12 protein-coding genes are annotated in these 18,430 nt (G+C 71.6%); 7 read left to right on the top strand and 5 right to left on the bottom strand.

Going from position 1 to position 18,430, the window contains the following annotated elements; genetic code table 11:
- Positions 1-57 precede the first annotated feature (57 nt).
- From OHA21_RS49560 to OHA21_RS49550, 3 genes are read left to right on the top strand one after another with little or no spacing between them, the layout of a single operon-like run.
- On the top strand, positions 58-2,145 hold the full coding sequence (locus tag OHA21_RS49560) for an ATP-binding protein (RefSeq protein WP_328467634.1): 2,088 nt from the start codon (positions 58-60) through the stop codon (positions 2,143-2,145).
- Between the two features lie 20 nt (positions 2,146-2,165).
- Entirely contained in the window at positions 2,166-3,353 is a 1,188-nt protein-coding gene (locus tag OHA21_RS49555) for a GAF domain-containing sensor histidine kinase (RefSeq protein WP_328467632.1), read from the top strand.
- 29 nt (positions 3,354-3,382) lie between these two features.
- Positions 3,383-3,967, top strand: a complete 585-nt coding sequence (locus OHA21_RS49550) for a hypothetical protein (RefSeq protein ID WP_328467630.1) — start codon at positions 3,383-3,385, stop codon at positions 3,965-3,967.
- Between the two features lie 51 nt (positions 3,968-4,018).
- Here the strand turns inward: OHA21_RS49550 and OHA21_RS49545 are convergent, their stop codons facing one another.
- Positions 4,019-6,061 (bottom strand): ATP-binding protein, encoded by a 2,043-nt coding sequence (locus OHA21_RS49545; protein WP_328479039.1) that lies wholly within the window; start codon positions 6,059-6,061, stop codon positions 4,019-4,021.
- 118 nt (positions 6,062-6,179) lie between these two features.
- On the opposite strand from OHA21_RS49545, the gene OHA21_RS49540 reads away from it, so the two are divergent.
- The 3 genes from OHA21_RS49540 to OHA21_RS49530 all read left to right on the top strand — a co-directional run bounded on the left by OHA21_RS49540 (position 6,180) and on the right by OHA21_RS49530 (position 10,654).
- Positions 6,180-7,346, top strand: a complete 1,167-nt coding sequence (locus OHA21_RS49540; protein ID WP_328467628.1) for a S8 family peptidase — start codon at positions 6,180-6,182, stop codon at positions 7,344-7,346.
- 84 nt (positions 7,347-7,430) lie between these two features.
- Positions 7,431-9,599 (top strand): ATP-binding protein, encoded by a 2,169-nt coding sequence (locus OHA21_RS49535; RefSeq protein WP_328467626.1) that lies wholly within the window; start codon positions 7,431-7,433, stop codon positions 9,597-9,599.
- Between the two features lie 122 nt (positions 9,600-9,721).
- Positions 9,722-10,654 (top strand): 1-phosphofructokinase family hexose kinase, encoded by a 933-nt coding sequence (locus OHA21_RS49530; RefSeq protein WP_328467623.1) that lies wholly within the window; start codon positions 9,722-9,724, stop codon positions 10,652-10,654.
- Here OHA21_RS49530 and OHA21_RS49525 read toward each other — a convergent pair.
- Positions 10,638-11,198 carry a dephospho-CoA kinase gene (locus OHA21_RS49525; protein ID WP_328467621.1) on the bottom strand — a complete coding sequence of 187 codons (561 nt, stop codon included), beginning with the start codon at positions 11,196-11,198 and terminating at the stop codon, positions 10,638-10,640. The two genes, OHA21_RS49530 and OHA21_RS49525, sit on opposite strands and share 17 nt — an antisense overlap.
- A gap of 177 nt (positions 11,199-11,375) precedes the next feature.
- On the opposite strand from OHA21_RS49525, the gene OHA21_RS49520 reads away from it, so the two are divergent.
- Positions 11,376-12,347, top strand: coding sequence for a glycosyltransferase family 2 protein (locus OHA21_RS49520; RefSeq protein ID WP_328467619.1), 972 nt, complete (start codon positions 11,376-11,378; stop codon positions 12,345-12,347).
- Here the strand turns inward: OHA21_RS49520 and OHA21_RS49515 are convergent.
- The 3 genes from OHA21_RS49515 to OHA21_RS49505 form a co-directional block, all read right to left on the bottom strand.
- Positions 12,344-14,596 (bottom strand): FdhF/YdeP family oxidoreductase, encoded by a 2,253-nt coding sequence (locus OHA21_RS49515; protein ID WP_328467617.1) that lies wholly within the window; start codon positions 14,594-14,596, stop codon positions 12,344-12,346. The two genes, OHA21_RS49520 and OHA21_RS49515, sit on opposite strands and share 4 nt — an antisense overlap.
- 107 nt (positions 14,597-14,703) lie before the next feature.
- Positions 14,704-16,971 carry a ricin-type beta-trefoil lectin domain protein gene (locus tag OHA21_RS49510; protein WP_328467615.1) on the bottom strand — a complete coding sequence of 756 codons (2,268 nt, stop codon included), beginning with the start codon at positions 16,969-16,971 and terminating at the stop codon, positions 14,704-14,706.
- Positions 16,972-17,197: 226 nt separating this feature from the next.
- Positions 17,198-18,406, bottom strand: a complete 1,209-nt coding sequence (locus OHA21_RS49505; protein ID WP_328467614.1) for a hypothetical protein — start codon at positions 18,404-18,406, stop codon at positions 17,198-17,200.
- Positions 18,407-18,430 lie beyond the last annotated feature (24 nt).

Genomic DNA, 18,430 nt, shown 5'->3' with positions numbered 1-18,430 from the left:
GCCCTCGCACCCGCCGATAGGTCACCGACAGACCTTCTCGGGGCGGAAGGGCGAGTGATGACCTACCGCAGATCGCTGGCGCGTACGGCGATGTTCGCCGTTGCCTTCGCGATCGCGACGGTTGCCGGGCGCCTGACCGTGATGGACGCGGGCAATCTGAGCCTGGTGTGGCCCGCCGCGGGGGTCGCCGCGATCTGGTTCTGCGCGCAGCGGCAGGCGCCCGCCCGGTGGGCCGACGTCCTGGCGCTGTCGCTGGCCACCGTGGCGGCGAACATGGCGACGAAGGCGTCCGCACCGATGGCGGTGGCGTTCGTGGCGGCGAACCTGACGCAGGCCGCCGCCTTCGCTCATCTGCTCGGCCGCTGGCGCCCGAACCTGTGGGGCGCCGGCGGGACCGAGCCGTTGCGCACCCCTCGCGACCTGTGGGGACTGGTGGCGGCCACGACCGCGGCCACGACGGCCGCCGCGCTGCTCGGCTTCACGAGCATCTGGCTGGTCACCGGCCGCTTCTCGTGGCCGGCCCTGTCGGCGTGGCTGGCCCGCAATGCCGTGGCGGTCCTGCTCATCGGTGCGGCCGGCATCTGCCTGGGGCACGCGTACACCCGATGGCGGGACGGCACGGCCCGGCCGCCGCGACTGCAACGCCGGCGGGCCGCCGAGTACGCCGCGCTGCTCCTCTGCTCGACGCTGGCCTATCTGGCCGGGTTCGCGTACAGCCGGGGCCTGCCGCTGACCTTCCTGATGATCGCCGTGACGGTGTGGGCGGGTTCCCGGTTCAGCACCTTCTTCGTGGTGCTGCACAGCCTGTTCGCCGGGATCGTGGTGATGGGCTTCACCCTGCACGGGACCGGGCCGTTCGCGAACATCCCCGGGCACGCCGACCGGGCCGTGGTGGCCCAGCTCTTCGTCGCCATGGTCGGCGTCATCGGCCTCTCCCTGGCTCTCGGCCGCGAGGAGCGGGACACCCTGCTGACCGCGCTCGCCGAGGACCGCGCCGAGCTCGCGGTGCAGCGGGAGCGGGCGTCGCAGCGGGCCGAGCTGCTGCGGGCGATCATCGATTCGACCGCCGACGGGCTGGCCGTGATCGACGAGACCGGCCATGTGGTGCTGCGCAACCCGGCCGTGAAGCGTCTCCTCGGCGATCACCTCCGGCCCGGCGACACCGTGGCCGGCCCCGCCCACTACGGGCTGTTCCACATCGACGGCACCCCGCTCACCGACGAGGAGATGGCGCATGTCCGCGTCCTGGCCGGCGAGGAATACGGCGACCAGGACCTGCTGATCCGCAATCCGTCCGTGCCGGGCGGGCGGGTGGTCAACGTGCGCGCCACCACGCTGGACAACGGGGACGGCACCCGCAGCGCGGTCGTGCTGTTCCACGACGTCACCGCCGAACGGCGGCATCGCGACGAGCTGGCCAACTTCGCCGGGGTGGTGGCGCACGACCTGCTCAACCCGGTGACCACGGTCGAGGGCTGGAGCGACGCGGCCGTCGAGTCGCTGAGCGCGGCGCCCGACCATCCGGCCGTCCGGGACGCCCGCGACGAGCTGGCCCGGGTCAACCGGGCGGCGGTACGGATGCGCACGCTGATCGACGGGCTGCTGGCCTACACCACCGCGCGGGACGCCGCGATGCGGATGGTCCCGGTCGACCTGGCCGAGGCGGTCACCGAGGTGACCATCGCCCGGCTGGACAACGCGATCGCGGCGGGCAAGCCGGCGCCCCGGTTCACCGTCCGGGACCTGCCGCCGGTGCTGGCCGATCCGGTCCTGCTGCGCCAGCTGCTGGACAACCTGATCGGCAATGCCGTGAAGTACACCGCGAAGGGGGTCACCCCGGCCCTGACGATCACCGCGGAGCACGACGACGACATGGTCCGGGTCCGGGTCGCGGACAACGGCATCGGCATCCCGCCCGGGCAGCACGAGGCCATCTTCGGCGACTTCCACCGGGCGCACCGGGCCGGGCCGTACGCCGGAACCGGCCTGGGCCTGGGCATCTGCAAACGGATCGTGGAGCGGCACGGCGGCACCATCACGGCCGGGGACGCACCGGGCGGCGGCGCCTGCTTCACCTTCACCGTCCCGGACGCCGCCTCCGCCCGGGAGCCGCAGCGGGTCGCCGATTCCGCTCAGCTTCGATGAGCCGGGGCCGATTGACAGTCGTGGACGAAGACGAAGAGGCACGGCTCGCCGCGCTCCACTCGTACCGGGTCCTCGACCGGCCCCGCGCCCCCGTGCTCGATGACCTCACCCGGCTCGCCGCAGGCATGTTCGACACGCCGATGGCCGCCGTCTCGCTGATCGACCGGGACCGGCAGTGGTTCGCCGGCAGCGTCGGCCTGGCCGACGAGCAGACCTCGCTGGACGTGTCGTTCTGCACGCACGTCGTCGGCGCCCGCAAGACGCTGATCGTGCCGGACGCCACCCGCGACGCTCGTTTCGCCGGCTACCCGAACGTCACCGGCGCACCGAACATCCGGTTCTACGCGGGCGCCCCGATCATCGACGAGCAGGGCCACGCGCTCGGCGCGATGTGCGTGATCGACGACGCGCCCCGCGGCACCAGCGACCGGCAGATCGACCACCTGGTCACCTTCGCCGGGCAGGCCGCCACCCATCTCTCGGCGATCCGCAACCGGCTGTGGGTGGCCGATCTGGGCGACGAGCTGGCCCGCTCGGCGCAGCGCGAGGACGACCTGGTCGCCAACATCACCCACGAGCTGCGTACGCCGGTCGCCACCATCCAGGGCTATCTGGAGCTCCTCGGTGATCAGGAGGACCTGGCGCCGTACCGTCGCCTGATCGAACCGATCCACCGCAACGGCCGGCGGCTGGTGGACATGGTCGACCACATCCTGGCCGGCACCCGGCCGCCGGGGGCGCCGTTGCCGGCCCCGGTCGGCACCCTGGACCTGGGCACCGTGGTGGCCGCCGCGGTCACCACCTGCCGGCCGCTGATCGCGCTTCGTCCGGGACCGGTCACCGTCGAGGCGGCCGAGCCGCTGCCGGTCCAGGCCGACCTGGCGCGGCTGGCGCACGCGATCGAGCAGGTGCTGCGCAACGCGCTGCTGTTCACCCCGGCGGACCGGCCGGTCACGGTACGCGTGACCGCCCGCCCGTTCCCGGTGGTGGAGATCATCGACGCCGGTATCGGCATCCCGGCCGACGAACTGCCGCTGATCTTCGACCGGTTCCACCGCGGCCGCCACGCCCGGGCGCAGGCGGTGCCCGGGGTGGGTCTGGGGCTCACCATCGCCCGCAACATCGTCGAGGCGCACCAGGGAACGCTGACCGTGACGAGCGCGCCCGGTGGCACCACCGTCCGGATCACACTCCCCGGCGCCGACTGAGGACGCCCGTGCACCGTTACGGTGAGAAGATGGACCGGTCCGGTGCGATGCGACTCGACGACGTCGTGGCCGTGATCCTGGGCCGCCTCGCCGAGCAGCAACGCATCGTCCCGGAGTACATCGTGCGGGACGCCGTCGAGGCCGCGCTGCGCCGCCGCTTCCCGGATCAGCCGCTCGCCGGGCTCACCGTGCCGGGCGCCGTGGCCGACGAGCTGATCAGCGGTTTCTGTTCCGGCGCCGGCGAGACCGAGGACGACTCGGCGACGATGCCCGCGGTGCTCAGCGGCGACGAGACCGGCCGGCTGGTCACGGCGCTCGGTCTGGCCGTCCACGTGGCGGCCTTCAACCTGGACCGGGACCGTCTGCACGTCGCCCAGATCCTGAACGGGTCCGCGGCCGCGCTGGTCGCGCTCGGCGCCGCCGCCCGGGCCGCGCACGACGACGGCACGTCTGCCGTGCTGCTCTCCCCCGCCACGCTGCGGACCGTGCGCAGCACCATGATCGGCGTGCTGTCCGGGCTGCGGGAACGCGGCTGGCAGGCCCAGCACCTGGATCAGGCGGCCACCAGCACGCTGTTCGGCGGGGTGCTGGACATGCTCGGCACAGCGCCCTGAGCCGTCACCGGATCCACCCGGTGCGCGGGGAGGCCGGCGGACCCGCCGCGGTCACCGGCTCGGGGCCCGCTGCGCCCACTGGTTCTCCAGGGTCCGCGCGTACGCGGACCGCCCGGCCGGCAGGGTGAAGGACATCCGGGTGCCGTTGCCGTACGGATTGGCCATGGCATCGATGGTGCCACCGTGCCGCTCCACGATGCGCTTGCAGATGGCCAGTTCGAGGCCGGTGCCACGACTGTTCTCGCCGCGGTGGAAGCTGGTGAAGACCTCGTGGCGCTTGCCGGGCGGCAGCCCGATCCCGTTGTCGATGATGTCGATCCGCAGCATGCCGTTCGGTCCCGGCTGGCAGGAGATCCCGACGTACGGGACGATCCCGGCCGGCACCTGCTCGACCGCGTTCTCGACCAGGTTCTCCAGCAACTGCCGGACCAGCACCGGGTCGGCCTCGACCGCGTCCAGCTGCCCCACCTCGATCTGCGGGACCACCGTGCCGAACGTCTCCGCCTGGTCGAGGCGGCTGTTGACGATGTCGCGGACGAGCAGGGCGAGGTTCACGGTGGTCGGCATCAGCTTGCCGTCGCGGGCCGCGGTGTAGGCGAGCAGCCCGTTGAGGAAGGTCCGCATCCGGGCGGCGGCCCGCTGGATGCGGGTGACCCGTTCCGCCGGGCGGTACCCGGGGAGTTCCTGCTCCAGCACCTCGGCCCAGCCCTCGATCGTGGTGAGCGGGTTGAGCAGGTCGTGCGCCACCAGACCGGCGAACGACATCAGCTCGTCGCGGTGGCGCCGGTCCGCGGTGACGTCGTGGAAGACGACGACCATGTGGTGCGGCCCGTCCGGCTGCACGGCGAGCCGGGCCACGTTGAACCGGACGATCCGTCCCTCGGGCACCCCGGCGTTGCGGACCAGCACGTCCATCGGCTGGACGTCCTGACCGGCCAGCGCCCGGGTGTAGGGCAGCTCGCCGGTGGCCAGCGGGGTGCCGTCCGGGTGGAAGAAGCCGTAGTCGCTGCCGAGCGCCACCCCGCCGGAGACGCTGTTGACGTTGCCGAGCAGCCGTCCCGCAGCGGGGTTGCGCAGCACCAGCCCGCCGTTCGGGTCGAGGATGGCCAGGCCCTCGGTCATCGACTCGACGATCGTGGTCATCATCCGGGCCTTCTCGGTGGCCTCCTCCTCGGAGACCCGCAGGCGGCGGATCAGCGCGTCCCGCTCGTCGCGGCCCAGCGCCAGGGCGAGCCCGACCGCGACGTGGATCCCCAGGTAGAGCTCGATCACCAGGCCCCGCGGTCCGGGGTCGGCGATGGCGGCGTAGGGGCCGCTGCCGGTCAGCGTGAAGAGCGCGGCGGCACAGTTGAACACCACGCTGTAGGTGATCACCAGGGGGGTGGACATCCGTACCGCGGCCCAGACGGTGAGCACGAGCAGCAGGAAGCCGATCGGCAGGCTGTGGTTGAACAGGAACGTGTACCAGTAGGCGCCGGTCGAGACGGCGAAGATCGCGGCGTACTCCAGCGCCTGCGGCCCGGTCGGGGCCCGCCGGAGGCCGCGGATCAGGTATCCCGCCTGCCGGGTCGCCACCCCGAAGATGAGCACCCCGGCGATGTCGCGGGCCACCCGCATCACCGCGACCGTGGTGCTCACCTCGACGCCGAGCAGGCGCTCGCCGAGGGTGGCCAGGAACGAGCCGGTCACGGCGGCGAGCCCGGCCGCCAGGATGACGCGCCACAGCTCGGTCAGGTGCGACAGCGGCCGGCCGCCGCCCTCACCGGCCCATAGCCCGGGCAGCCACCGGCCGGCCGCGACCGCGAGGACCAGCGCGGCGACGACGGCGGCGACACCGTGCACGGCGGCGAGTTCCGGGCTCGTCCCGGTGATCGCCATGCCGGCCATGGTGAGCAGGGCGACCAGAGCGATGTCCACGCCTCGCGTGCGCGAGTCACGCTGCACCACCAGCCACACGGCCGCCACGCCGGCCGCCGGCCAGAGCACCGGTTCGTCGAGTCCGGGCAGCTCGGTGAGCTGGCCGGCGACCACGGCGAGCAGATGAAGTGCCCCGAAACCCAGCGTGCGGGGGACGGACGACCGAGAACTCATCATCACCCGTCAGATCGGCACGATCGGGCCGGCACTGACGCTGATATATCTATTTCGATATATGGATGAAGTCCGGTTTCGCCCATACGCTCTCCCCAGGCAGGCGTGAGAGAGGAAGAACATGGCGATTCGACGACACGGCCGTACCCTGGCCGCCGGTCTGTTCGCACTGGCCACCGCGGTGGTCGCGACGGGAACCCCGGCCGCGGCAGCACCGGCGACAGGTGAGATCCGGCTCGCCGGCAGCGCCGACGCGATCCCGGGCAGCTACATCGTGGTTCTCAAGTCCGGCGCTCAACAGGCCAAACTCAGCAAGGCGTACGGGGCGACGGTCAAGCGCAGCTTCGGCCGGGCGCTGAACGGCTTCGAGGCCGGGATGACCGAGGCACAGGCGAAGCGGCTCGCGGCCAACTCGGACGTGGCCTTCGTCGAGCAGAACCAGGAGATCCAGCTCAGCGCCACCCAGACCAACGCCACGTGGGGTCTGGACCGGATCGACCAGCGGGCCCGTCCGCTGAGCACGACCTACACCTACCCGGTCACCGCCTCCAACGTCACCGCCTACATCATCGACACCGGCATCCGCTACACGCACAGCCAGTTCGGCGGCCGGGCCACCCCCGGTTACGACGCGGTGGGCACCGGCGCGGTCGACTGCAACGGGCACGGTACGCACGTCGCGGGCACGGTCGGCGGTTCCACCCACGGTGTGGCCAAGGCCGTGAAGCTGGTCGGCGTCAGGGTGCTGAGCTGCACCGGCAGCGGCACCACGGCCGGCGTCATCGCGGGCGTCAACTGGGTCACCCAGAACGCGCAGAAGCCCGCGGTCGCCAACATGAGCCTCGGCGGCGGCGTCAGCACCGCCCTCGACAACGCCGTGGCGAGCTCGATCGCCTCCGGCGTGACGTACGCCCTGGCGGCCGGCAACTCCAACGCCAACGCGTGCAACTCGTCGCCGGCCCGGGTGGCCAGCGCCATCACCGTCGGCTCCACCACCAGCACCGACGCCCGGTCCAGCTTCTCGAACTACGGCACCTGCCTGGACATCTTCGCGCCCGGCTCGTCGATCACCTCGGCCTGGTACAACAGCAACACCGCCACCAACACCATCAGCGGCACCTCGATGGCCTCGCCGCACGTGGCCGGCGCGGCTGCCCTGGTGCTGTCCCGCACCCCGAGCGCCACTCCGGCCCAGGTCCGCGACAGCCTGGTCAACAACGCCACCACCAACGTGGTGACCAGCGCCGGCACCGGATCACCGAACCGCCTGCTCTTCGTCGTGCAGTAACCAGCTCCGGCGCGAGGGGGCCCGCACACGCGGGTCCCCTCGTTTTCGCTCAGCCGGGCCGCAGCGGCATCCGATATTTCTCCCGTGGAGCTCTTCCGGGCGGGCAGCGGGCGGAGCCGGGCCGTCGGGCTCAGCGCGCTGGTCGCCCTGCTCGGCTGCGGGGCGGCGCTGGGCGTCGGCACGGTGCTCGCCGAGCGCGAGCAGGCCGCCGCCGAGGTGCAGATGGACCGCCGGACCGCCACCGCCGCCGAGACGGTCCGGTTCGAGACCCGGCGCTACGTGGACGCGCTGCGGATGGCAGCGGCCGCCGCCGGCGCGCAGCAGACCCTGACCAGGGCCGAGTACGCCGAGATCACCCAGCCCTTGCACGACATGCGGATGGCCGGCGCGTCATCGGTCGCCTTCGTGGTCCCGGCGGCGGCCGATGAGGTGGAGCAGGTCGAGCAGACCTGGCGGGACCGGGGCGCCACCGGCCTGACCCTGGACCCGCAGCGCGACGGCGATCACGCCTTCTCGGTCTTCGTGACGTCGCTCGACGGCGGCGAGGTGCGTACCGGGATCGACATGATGCAGGCCTCCGCGCCGGCCGCCGCCCTGGCCGAGTCACGCCGGAGCCGGGACGTGAGCGTGTCGGACACCTACCACCTGCTCGTCGACCGCAGCCTGACGGCCGAGCAGCGGCAGAACTCGTTCGTGCTGGCCGCCCCGGTCCATCGCGCGGGCGAGCTGCTGGGCTGGGTGCAGCTCGCGGTCCGCGGCCAGTCGTTCATGGGCGCCACCTTCGCGCAGGCCGCACAGGGCGTGCTCGATCTGACGCTGCGGGCCGACGACTCGGACGGCCGTCAGGTCACCGTCGCCGGCCTGCGCTCCAGCGTCATCGGTGACCGTGATCTGGAGCGGACGGTGTCCGTGCCGGTGGCCGGCGGCACCTGGACGCTGCACCTGGACGCCGTGGGCAACCGGCTGCCCGGCGCGCGCAGCGGGCTGCCGATGGCGGTGACCCTCGGCGGGTTGATCGCGACCGCGCTGCTCACCGTCCTGGTGTGGGTGCTGGCCACCGGCCGGGAACGGGCGCGGGCGCGGGTCCGGGAGGCCACCGCCGAGCTGCGGGCCGGCGAGGCGGAGAGCCGCCGGCAGGCGGCGCTGCTGCAGGCTGTCCTGGACGGCATCAGCGACGGTGTCGGGGTGGTCGGCCCGGACGGCCGGTTCCTGCTGCACAACCCGGCCGCCCGGCGCATCCTCGGCCGGCACGAGGCGGACGCGGGCAGCGACTCGTGGCAGCAGCACTTCGGGCTGTTCCGGCTCGACGGGGTCACCCCGGTGCCGAACGAGGAGCTGCCGCTGGTCCGGGCGATGGCCGGGGACAGCTGCGACCAGGTCGAGATGGTGGTCCGCAACGACGTGCACACCGACGGACGGGTGATCAGCGTGTCGGCCCGGCCGATCGAGACCGCCGCGGGTGTCCGCGGCGCGGTCGCCGTCTTCCACGACATCACCGACCGCAAGCACGTCGAGACCGAGTTGCGGGGGTTCGCCGGTGTGGTGGCGCACGACCTCAAGTCACCGCTCACCTCGGTACGCGGCTTCGCCGAGCTGATCGCCGACGCGCTGGACTCGCAGCCGGCTGCCGTCGACCAGGCCCGGTACAGCGCGGCCAAGGTGATCGCCGGCGCCGCCCGCATGGAGAAGCTGATCGACGAGCTGCTGGACTACACCGCCGCTCGTGACGCCACGCTGCGGATCGCCGAGGTGAGCCTGCGCGCGGTCGTCGACGACGTGGTGACCGCCCGCATCGACGCCCCGGACGAGAACGGCTGCCGGCCGGACATCTTCGTCGGCACCCTGCCGGCGGTGCTGGCCGACCCGGTGCTGCTGCGCCAGGTCGTGGACAACCTGGTCGGCAACGCGATCAAGTACACCCCGCCCGGCCGGGCGCCGCGGATCGACATCACGGCCCGTGCCGGCCAGGGCGGGGCGGTACGAATACAGATCGCCGACCGTGGCATCGGCATCCCGGACGGCGAGCATGCCGCGGTGTTCGGCAGTTTCCACCGGGCCAGCAACGGCGCGGCGCATCCCGGCACCGGTCTGGGACTGGCGATCTGCCGCCGGATCGTGGAGCGGCACGGCGGGCACATCGAGGCCGCACCGAACCCCGGCGGGGGCACGGTCTTCACCTTCACGATCCCGGCCGTACCCGACGACGAATCGGATGCCCGTCGGCACAATGGGACTTCCGCGGCGAAGACCTGACGGAACACCCGTTGCCATCCACTGGGGTGGAGTCGACGGCATTCTTCGGCGGCACTTCGTGACCGGCATCACAGCTGGCGCCGTCAAGGGTTGATCCAGGAGAAGCGGGGTAGGGCCCCCTCATGCCTGCCGACGACCTCGGCACCGTCATGGTCTTTGCACCGGTGCCCCAGCTGACAGTGACCATCGAGCAGCAGAACGACGAAGCCGAGCTGCACGTGCACCCCGGTGGTCAGGGGATATGGCAGGCGAGAATGTGCGCCGGCCTCGGCGCTTCGGTCACTCTCTGTGCCGCCGTCGGCGGCGAGATCGGCACCGTCATCGCGAGCCTGCTGGGCGGCGAGGACATCGAGGTACGCGTGGTCCACCGCTCCACCGGCAGCGGCTGGTACGTGCACGACCGCCGGGACGGCTCCCGCTCCGAGATCGCCGAGCACGGTGGCGTCCCGCTCGGCCGGCACGAGCTGGACGAGCTCTACAGCAACGCCCTGGCCGCCGGGCTGCGCGCCAAGGTCAGCGTCCTCAGTGGAGTCGAGGCGCCCGGTGTGGTCGACCCGCAGGTCTACCGGCGCCTCGCCACCGACCTGACGACGCACGGCAGCACGGTCGTCGCGGACCTCTCCGGCGACGACCTGACCGCGGTGCTCGCCGGCGGTCTCCGGTTCCTGAAGGTCAGCCACGAGGAACTGCTGGACGCCGGCCGGGCCCGCGACGACAGCCCGGAGGCGCTCGTCGAGGCCGCCCGCAAGCTGCGCGAGGAGGGCGCCGAGTCGGTGCTGATCAGCCGGGCCGACCAGCCGGGCGTGGCGCTGCTCGACGGCGAGCCGTTCCTGGTCGAACTGCCGTCGCTCGAGGTCGTCGACCATCGCGGCGCGGGCGACTCGATGACCGCCGGAGTGGCCGCCGTGCTGGCCCGCGGCGGCGATCTGCGGGAAGCGGTCCGCACCGGAGCCGCGGCCGGAGCGGTCAACGTGACCCGGCACGGGCTGGGCACCGGGCGCCGCGAGGCGATCGACGAGCTCTGCCGGCGGGTCGACCTCACCCCGATTCGATGATCAGGCCGGCCGATTCCCGGACGCCCTCGGCCGCATAGAACGCGGCCTCCTGCCGGGCCCAGCGGTCCCAGTGCGGGGCATAGACCGCGCCGTCGCGGGCCAGGGCACGTCGCTTGCGCACCTCAGTGGGGCTTTCCAGCCAGACGACACCGCACAGGTACGGCCGGAGCATCCGCCCACCCGACCCGACGCCCTCGACGACCAGCCAATCACCGTCCGGCACCCGGTGCGACTCGGCGTACTCCCCCGCCGCCCAGTCCCAGCGCTGCCAGACCGCCGGTCGGCCCTCGGCGAGCGGGACCAGGATCCGGTCGCGCAGGGCGGTGACCCCCTGCTCCAGACCGTCCCAGCCGGCGTACAGATCGTCCATGTGGATCAGTGGAGCGTGGAGCCGGCCGGCCACCGCGACGGCGAGGGTGGTCTTGCCCGAACCGGACCGTCCCTCGACGGCGAGCACCCGCCGCCCCGGTCCCGCCGGAAGCTCGCCGGCCCAGGAGACCACCCGGTCCGTCGCTGTTCCCGGCCAGATGCCGCCCGCCCGCATTCCGCAGAAGCTACGCCACAGCCGGACATAGTGATCATCGGTTCCACGGGATCTCCGTCACAGGGGAACCAACCGTGATCTGCCGTAACCGAAACCACAGGCTCACCACAGGATCCTCGGCCAAGCTCCGTTCGCCCTCACTCATGATCTTCCGCGCAACGCTCAGGAGCACCGGCTTTGGAGCCCACGACCAGCACCGCCGTCAGCATCGTCATTCCCACCCACAGCGAGAAGCGGTGGGCCTCGCTCAGCCGGACGATCGGGTCCGCCCAGGCTCAGACGCACCGGGCCGCCGAGATCGTGGTCGTGGTCGACCACAATCCGGAGATGGCGGCCCGGGTGAAGCGGACGTTCGAGGGCGTCACCGTGCTGGAGAACGCGTACGCCCGCGGCGCCTCCGGTAACCGCAACACCGGGGCGTTCCACACGCGTACGCCGTTCATCGCCTTCCTCGACGACGACACGGTGGCCAGCCCCACCTGGCTCGGCGAGCAGCTCGCCCCGTTCTTCGCCGACTCGCGGGTGGTCGGCACCGGCGGCGGGATCATTCCGGCCTGGGAGCGCGTTCGCCCGCGGTGGATGCCGGACGAGCTGCTCTGGACGGTCGGCGTCTCCTACACCGGGATGCCCACCACCACGTCGCCGATCCGCAACGTCTGGTCCGCGAACATGATCGTGCGGCGGGACGCGTTCCTGGCGGTCGGTGGGTTCCGGACCGGCTTCGGCAAGCTGGGCGACCAGAACCGGCCCGAGGACACCGAGCTGTGCCTGCGGATGGCCGCGGCGAACGACGGCTACTGGGTGTACGTGCCGCACGCCGTCATCGACCACGAGGTGCCGGCCGACCGGTCGACGTTCGGGTTCCTGATGCGCCGCTGCTACGCCGAGGGGCGGGGCAAGGTGCAGATGGCGACCTTCATGCCGAAGGATCAGAAACTCGGCGCGGAGACCGACTATCTGCGGCGTACGCTGCCCCGGGCCGTCGGCCGCAACCTGGTCGAAGCCGGCAGCGGCCGTGGCATGTTCCACGCGCTGCGGGCCGCGACCGTGGTCGCCGCGGTGTTCGCCGCCGCCTGGGGCGGCGGCGTGGAGACCCTGGCCGGCCTCTTCGAGAGCAGCGCCGCCACCACCAGCGTCGACAACAGCTAGGCCGGGCGCTCCAGGCGGACGATCACCCACTTCGACGTCGGCGTCCCGCTCTCCTCGGCCTGCGAGTCGAGCGGGACCAGCGGGTTGGTCTCCGGGTAGTAGGCGGCCACGCAGCCCTTGGGAGTGTCGTACTCGACGAGCCGGAACCGTTCGGCCCGGCGGGTCACGCCGTCCGCCCACTCGGAGACCAGATCGACGACGTCGCCGTCCGCGTGACCGAGCTCGGCCAGGTCGGCAGCGCTGATGAACACCACCCGGCGCCCGGCCCGGATGCCGCGGTAGCGGTCGTCCAGCCCGTACACCGTGGTGTTGAACTGGTCGTGGCTGCGCAGGGTCTGCAGGACGAGCCGGCCCGGCGGCACGGTCATCACCTCGAGCGGGCTGACCGTGAAGACACCCCTGCCCTCCGGCGTCGGGAAGGTGCGGGAGTCGCGCGGCGGGTGCGGCATGGTGAACCCGCCACTGTTGATCTTCTCGGCGTAGCCGTCGCACCCCGGCACGACCCGCCCGATCCGCTCCCGGATCCGCTCGTAGTCCTCGGCGAAACCGGCCCACGGGATGCCATACCGGTCGCCCAGCGTCGCCTGCGCGATCCCGCACAGGATGTCGACCTCGGAGCGCAGCAGCGGACCCGCCGGGGTGGACCGGCCGCGGGAGGCGTGCACCGCCGACATCGAGTCCTCCACGGTGACCCGCTGGACGCGGCCACCGGTCCGGTCCTGCTCGGTGCGGCCCAGAGTGGGCAGGATCAGGGCGGTGCGGCCGGCCTCGACATGGCTGCGGTTGAGCTTCGTGGAGATCTGTACGGTCAGCGCCGCGCTACGCATCGCGGCGGCAGTGACCTCGGTGTCCGACATAGCCGCCACGAAGTTCCCGCCCAGCGCCACGAACACCGACGCGTGCCCGTCCCGGAACGCCTTCACGGTGTCCACCGCGTCGTGGCCGTGCGCCCGCGGCGGCTCGAAGCCGAACTCGTCGCGCAGCCGGTCCAGGAAGATCGCCGGCGGCTTCTCCCAGATGCCCATGCTCCGGTCGCCCTGCACGTTGGAGTGCCCGCGCACCGGGCACAGTCCGGCGCCCGGCTTGCCGATCATGCCCTGCAGCAGCGCGACGTTGACGAACTCCTTGATCGTGGCGACCGCGTTGCGGTGCTGGGTGATGCCCATCGCCCAGCAGTGCACGATCCGATCCGCGGAGGCCAGCATGTCCGCCGCCGCCTCGATCTCGGCCCAGGCCAGGCCGGTCGCCCGCTCGACCTTCTCCCGGTCGATCTCGGCGAGGTGCGAAGCCCACGCCTCGAAGCCGACCGTCGACGACTCGATGAACTCGCGGTCGGCCACTCCACGACGAAGCAGGAGGTGCCCGATCGCCTGCCACAACGCCAGGTCGCCGTTCGACCGGATCCGCAGCAGCCGGTCCGCCAGGGCGGTGCCGTGACCGGCCATCCCCCGTACCTTCTGCGGATTGTCGAACCGCAACAGCCCGGCCTCCGGCAGCGGGTTGATCGCCAGGATCTTCGCCCCGTCCCGCTTGGCGATCTCCAGCGCGGTCAGCATGCGCGGATGGTTGGTGCCCGGGTTCTGCCCGGAGACCACGATCAGGTCGGCCCGGTGCAAATCCTCCAGGGTGACCGAGCCCTTGCCGACGCCGATCGTGCGCATCAGCGCGGTGCCGGTCGACTCGTGGCACATGTTCGAACAGTCCGGCAGGTTATTGGTCCCGAACGCGCGGGCGAACAGCTGGTACACGAACGCCGCCTCGTTGCTGGCCCGTCCCGAGGTGTAGAAGGCCGCCTCATCCGGGCTGCCGAGCGCGTTCAGATGCTTACCGACCAGGGCGAACGCCTCGTCCCAGGAGATCGGCTCGTAGTGCACCGCGCCGTCCCGCCGGACCATCGGGTGGGTGAGCCGCCCCTGCTTCTCCAGCCAGTGATCGGTCTGCCCGGCCAGGTCGGCGATCGAGTGCCGGGCGAAGAACTCCGGCCCCACGGTGTCGCGCTGCCCCTCCCAGGAGACCGCTTTCGCCCCGTTCTCACAGAACTCGGCGACGTGCCGGTGCCCCTGCGGATCCGGCCAGGCACAGCTCATGCAGTCGACGCCGTCGTGCTGGTTGAGCGTGCGCAGATTGCGCACGGTCTTGCGCACACCCATTTTCTGTACGGCGTTCGTCAGGCTCAGCCGCACCGCCCGGAATCCCGCCGCGTGATCGGCGGGCGGGCCGACCTGAAGTCGAGCGTCTTCGTCGGGCATCGGACCTCCAGGTGGCGCGGGGCGGATCACCGAGAAGTCTTGGTGATCCGCCCCGTCCGGGCAACTCCCGGAGGCCGTGCACCCGCAATCTAAGGATGCGGACCCGGTCAGGCCGCTACCGGGATCTTCCACTTCTGGTTGGCGCCGGTGTTGCAGGCGTGGGTGTACAGCTGGGTGCTGTTGGCGGTGCTCTGCACGTCGAGGCAGAAGCTGGTGCCGGTGTTGTACACGGTGCCGTCGGCGCGCTGGTGCCACTGCTGGGTGGCGGTGCCGTTGCAGCCGTACAGCTGCACCCGTCGCTCGGTGGCGACACTGCCGATCGCGGTGCCGAGGTCCACGCAGGCGCCGCCGATCCGCAGGGTCCCGTCACCGGGCGACGTGACCTGCTGGGCCGAGCCGGTGTTGCAGGTGTAGATCTGGACGACGGTCCCGTTGGCGTTCGCGCCGCCGGCCGCGTCGAGGCACTTGCTGCTGACACCGGTGATCGACCCGAAGCCGGGCTTGGCGACCGGCGGGAGGGTCCACTTCTGGTTGGCGCTGCCGTCGCAGGCGTTGATGTACAGCTGAGCCGTGCCGGCGTCCAGGCAGCGGTCGGTCCCCGGCTGGTAGACAGTGCCGTCGGCGCGCAGCTGCCACATCTGGGCAGCGGTGCCGTTGCAGCCCCACAGGTACACCAGCCGATCGCCGGCGTCACCGGTCGCCGGGCCGGCCCCGTCCACGCACTTGCCGAACACCCGCAGCGAGCCGTCACCGGGCACGGTCACGTCCTGGGCGGCGGTGCCGTTGCAGGACCACGCCTGGATCTTGGTGCCGTTGGCGGTCGCGCTGTTGGAGACGTCGGCGCACTTGCCGCCGGTCACGGTCAGCTTGCCGAAGCGGACCGTGTTGGCGTTCGGGATGTTCCACTTCTGGCCGTCGCCGTTGTTGCACGTGCTGATGAAGAGCTGAACAGCGTTGGCGGTGGACTCGAGGCAGCGTTCGGTTCCCGGCTGGTAGAGGGTGCCGTTGGGCCGCTGCTGCCATTTCTGGGCGGCGGTGCCGTTGCAGCCCCACAGGTACACCAGCCGGTCGCCGGCGGATCCGGTCGCCGGCCCACCCGAGTCGACGCACTTGCCGAGCACCCGCAGCGAGCCGTCACCGGGCGAGGTGATGTCCTGGGCGGCGTTGCCGTTGCAGTTGTTCAGCTGGATCGAGGTGGCGTTCGCCGTCTTGGCCCAGGCCACGTCGAGGCATCCGCCGGCCGGCTTGGTCACCCGGCCGAACCGGACACCGCTGCTCAGCGCGTCCGGCCGGTCCGGCGCCACCTCGTACTGTCCGGTGTAGAGGAACCGGGTGACGTCCTCGGGCGTGCCGGCAAGCGCCTTGCGCGCGGCCGTCGGCAGGTTGACCTGCCCGGCCTTCTCCGCCCGGGCGAGCAGTTCCTCGACCAGACGACGTTCCTCCGCCGCCTTCTTCTCGGCGGCCTTCTGGATGTCGCGGTCCTTGGCCTGGTGGATGCCGGTGTCGATGAACGCCTTCCAGACCGCCGCGTCGAGGCTGCGCGAGGCGTTGCTCGCGGCGATCTGCACCTCGGTGCCGTCGGGTGCGAAGTTCCAAACCGTCACGACGAAGTCCTGGTCGGGCAGGTTGAGCAGTTCCTCGGTGACCGGCAGACCGATCCGGTTGGCCGCGAACTGCTTCGCGGCGCGGGCGAGCGCGGCGATCCGCTCGGCCTCGGTCTGCTCCTCGTCCCGCCTGATCCGGTCCTCGACGTCCTCCTTCGCGGCGGCGGCCAGACCGGTGGCGATGAACTCGCGCTGCTCCTCCGCACTGCCGCTACCGGCCGCCGAGGCGGCGGCCTTGACCTTGGGCCACTTCGCGTCGTCCTTGACGGCCTCCCAGATCAGCTCGGCGAACCGCTCGTCGGTGGCGTTCAGGAGAGTCGCGTCGGCGGTGATGTCGATGGCCGCGGCCGCGGTGGCACGGGCCACATCGCTCTGGCGCTTCTCCTCCTTCTCCCGCAGTTCCCGCGCGACGTCGCGGTCGAACGCCGCGTACACGTCGGTGACGATGAACTGGGTGCAGGCGTCGAACGAGGTGGTGAAAGCCTGTTCCGCGGCCGCGACGACCTCGAGATGGTCGGACTTGCCGTCGAGGAGCTTCCAGAGCTCGATGACGAAGTCGCGATCGTCCTTCTCGAGCAGGGCGGTGTTGTCCCCGAAGCCGAACTTCACGGCGACGGCGAGCTTCTGCTCGTACGGATCGGCGGCGGCCCGGACCACCGCCGCGGCGGGCAGCGCCTGGGCCGGGGCGGCGACCGCGGCGGCCGGTGCGGCCGCGATCAGAGCTGCCGCGGCGAAACCGGCAGCAAGAAGTCTTCGGGTAAGGCGTGGCATGAGGTGAATCCCCCGTAGTGAAATAACCGCGAAGCGTCCTTACAAATAGACCGAGGCCTAAATGGACGCCCGGGCAAGCTAACGAGGGCTCCGGGCGGCTGACAAGACCGGGAGACTATGACAGATCCCTCAGAAGAAGCATTTCCCCTGATGAATGGCCGTTAATTGCTATTTCGGCGCGCGAGCGGGGATGCGCGAACGCATCGTATATGATTTCCTGGCCGACTCAGTCGATCTCGTGGCTGCGCAGCTCGGCCATCACAGTGGACGGCGGCCAGTCGTCCACGCGGTATCGCGACGGCGCGAGAATCGGCTCCGGCTCCAGCCCGGTCCGCTCCTCGACGACGTGCCACGGCACGCGGAACTCGACACCGGTGCCGGCCCGGGCGAAGGCCACCGAGTCCGCCCTCGGCAGCAGCGTGCTCGACCCCTCGACCCAGGTCGCAATCGTCTCGGCCGGCCCGCCGTCCTGCGGCTCGACCGCGATCAACCGGCCGATGTGGACGTCGACGCCGGCCTTCGCGTACTGCTCGGCGAGCCAGTCGGTCTGATTCGAGTACTCGGTGAGGGCCAGCAGGGCCTCGGCGCGGCGGGCGGCGATGTGGTGCGGGTGGCCGATCGGCGGAGCGTACGGCACCGCGGGACCACCGGGGCCGGCGACGTAACCGACCGGCGACAGATACCGCACCGCCTCCTGGAAGTTCTTCTCGACCAGGGTGTACAGCTGATCGGGCTCGTCGTCGGGGAGCGGGGCGAGCAGCAGGGTGTTGTTGTCCGGGGCGAACGCCAGCACCGGCGCGCCCATCCGCTCACCCACCTCGGCCAGCCAGCCGGGAGTGAGCAGCAGGGACGTGAAATAACCGTCGCCGTCGTCGATCATCCGGATCACGCTGGGCCCCGCGGGCCACGGCTGCTCCAGCGAGCGGCGGGCGATCTCGGCGAGGTTGTCGCGGGCGGAGGCGAAGACCTCCTCGGCGGTCACACCCCACTCGTCGAGCCGGTCCGGGATGACGTAGGCCATCGCCTCGGGAGTGTCGATCACGACGAGCTCGCGCAGGAACGGCATGGCGGGCCGGGACAGCGGCGGGCGTAACCCGACCGGGCCGGCGACGCCGAACGTCACCGGGCGCACGACGGGGCGCAACTTCGCGCGTACCGTCTCCCAGGTGTCCTCGGGGGGTGGGGCGGCCATCAGCCGGACCAGCTTGACCAGCCGCTCGCGGCGCTCGGCCTGGGTCGCATCGAGCGTCTCGCGGTAGACGTTGGAGAGGTAGAGATGCGCCGGGCCGGCGCCGCCGGCGCGGTGGATCTCGATGGCGAACTCGTCGGGCTGGTAGGCCGCGCGGTCGACCCCGGGGGTGCTGCGCGCCACCCGGAGGGCGAGCTGGGCGAACCGGCGCTGCGGTGAGCCGATGAACCTGTCCAGCATTCCCATTGCTGGACAGTAGCCGACTCAGGT

This window comes from Actinoplanes sp. NBC_00393 (assembly GCF_036053395.1).
Classification (GTDB): domain Bacteria; phylum Actinomycetota; class Actinomycetes; order Mycobacteriales; family Micromonosporaceae; genus Actinoplanes.
Note: the sequence above shows the minus strand (reverse complement) of the source record. Positions and strands in the feature narration are given on the sequence as shown.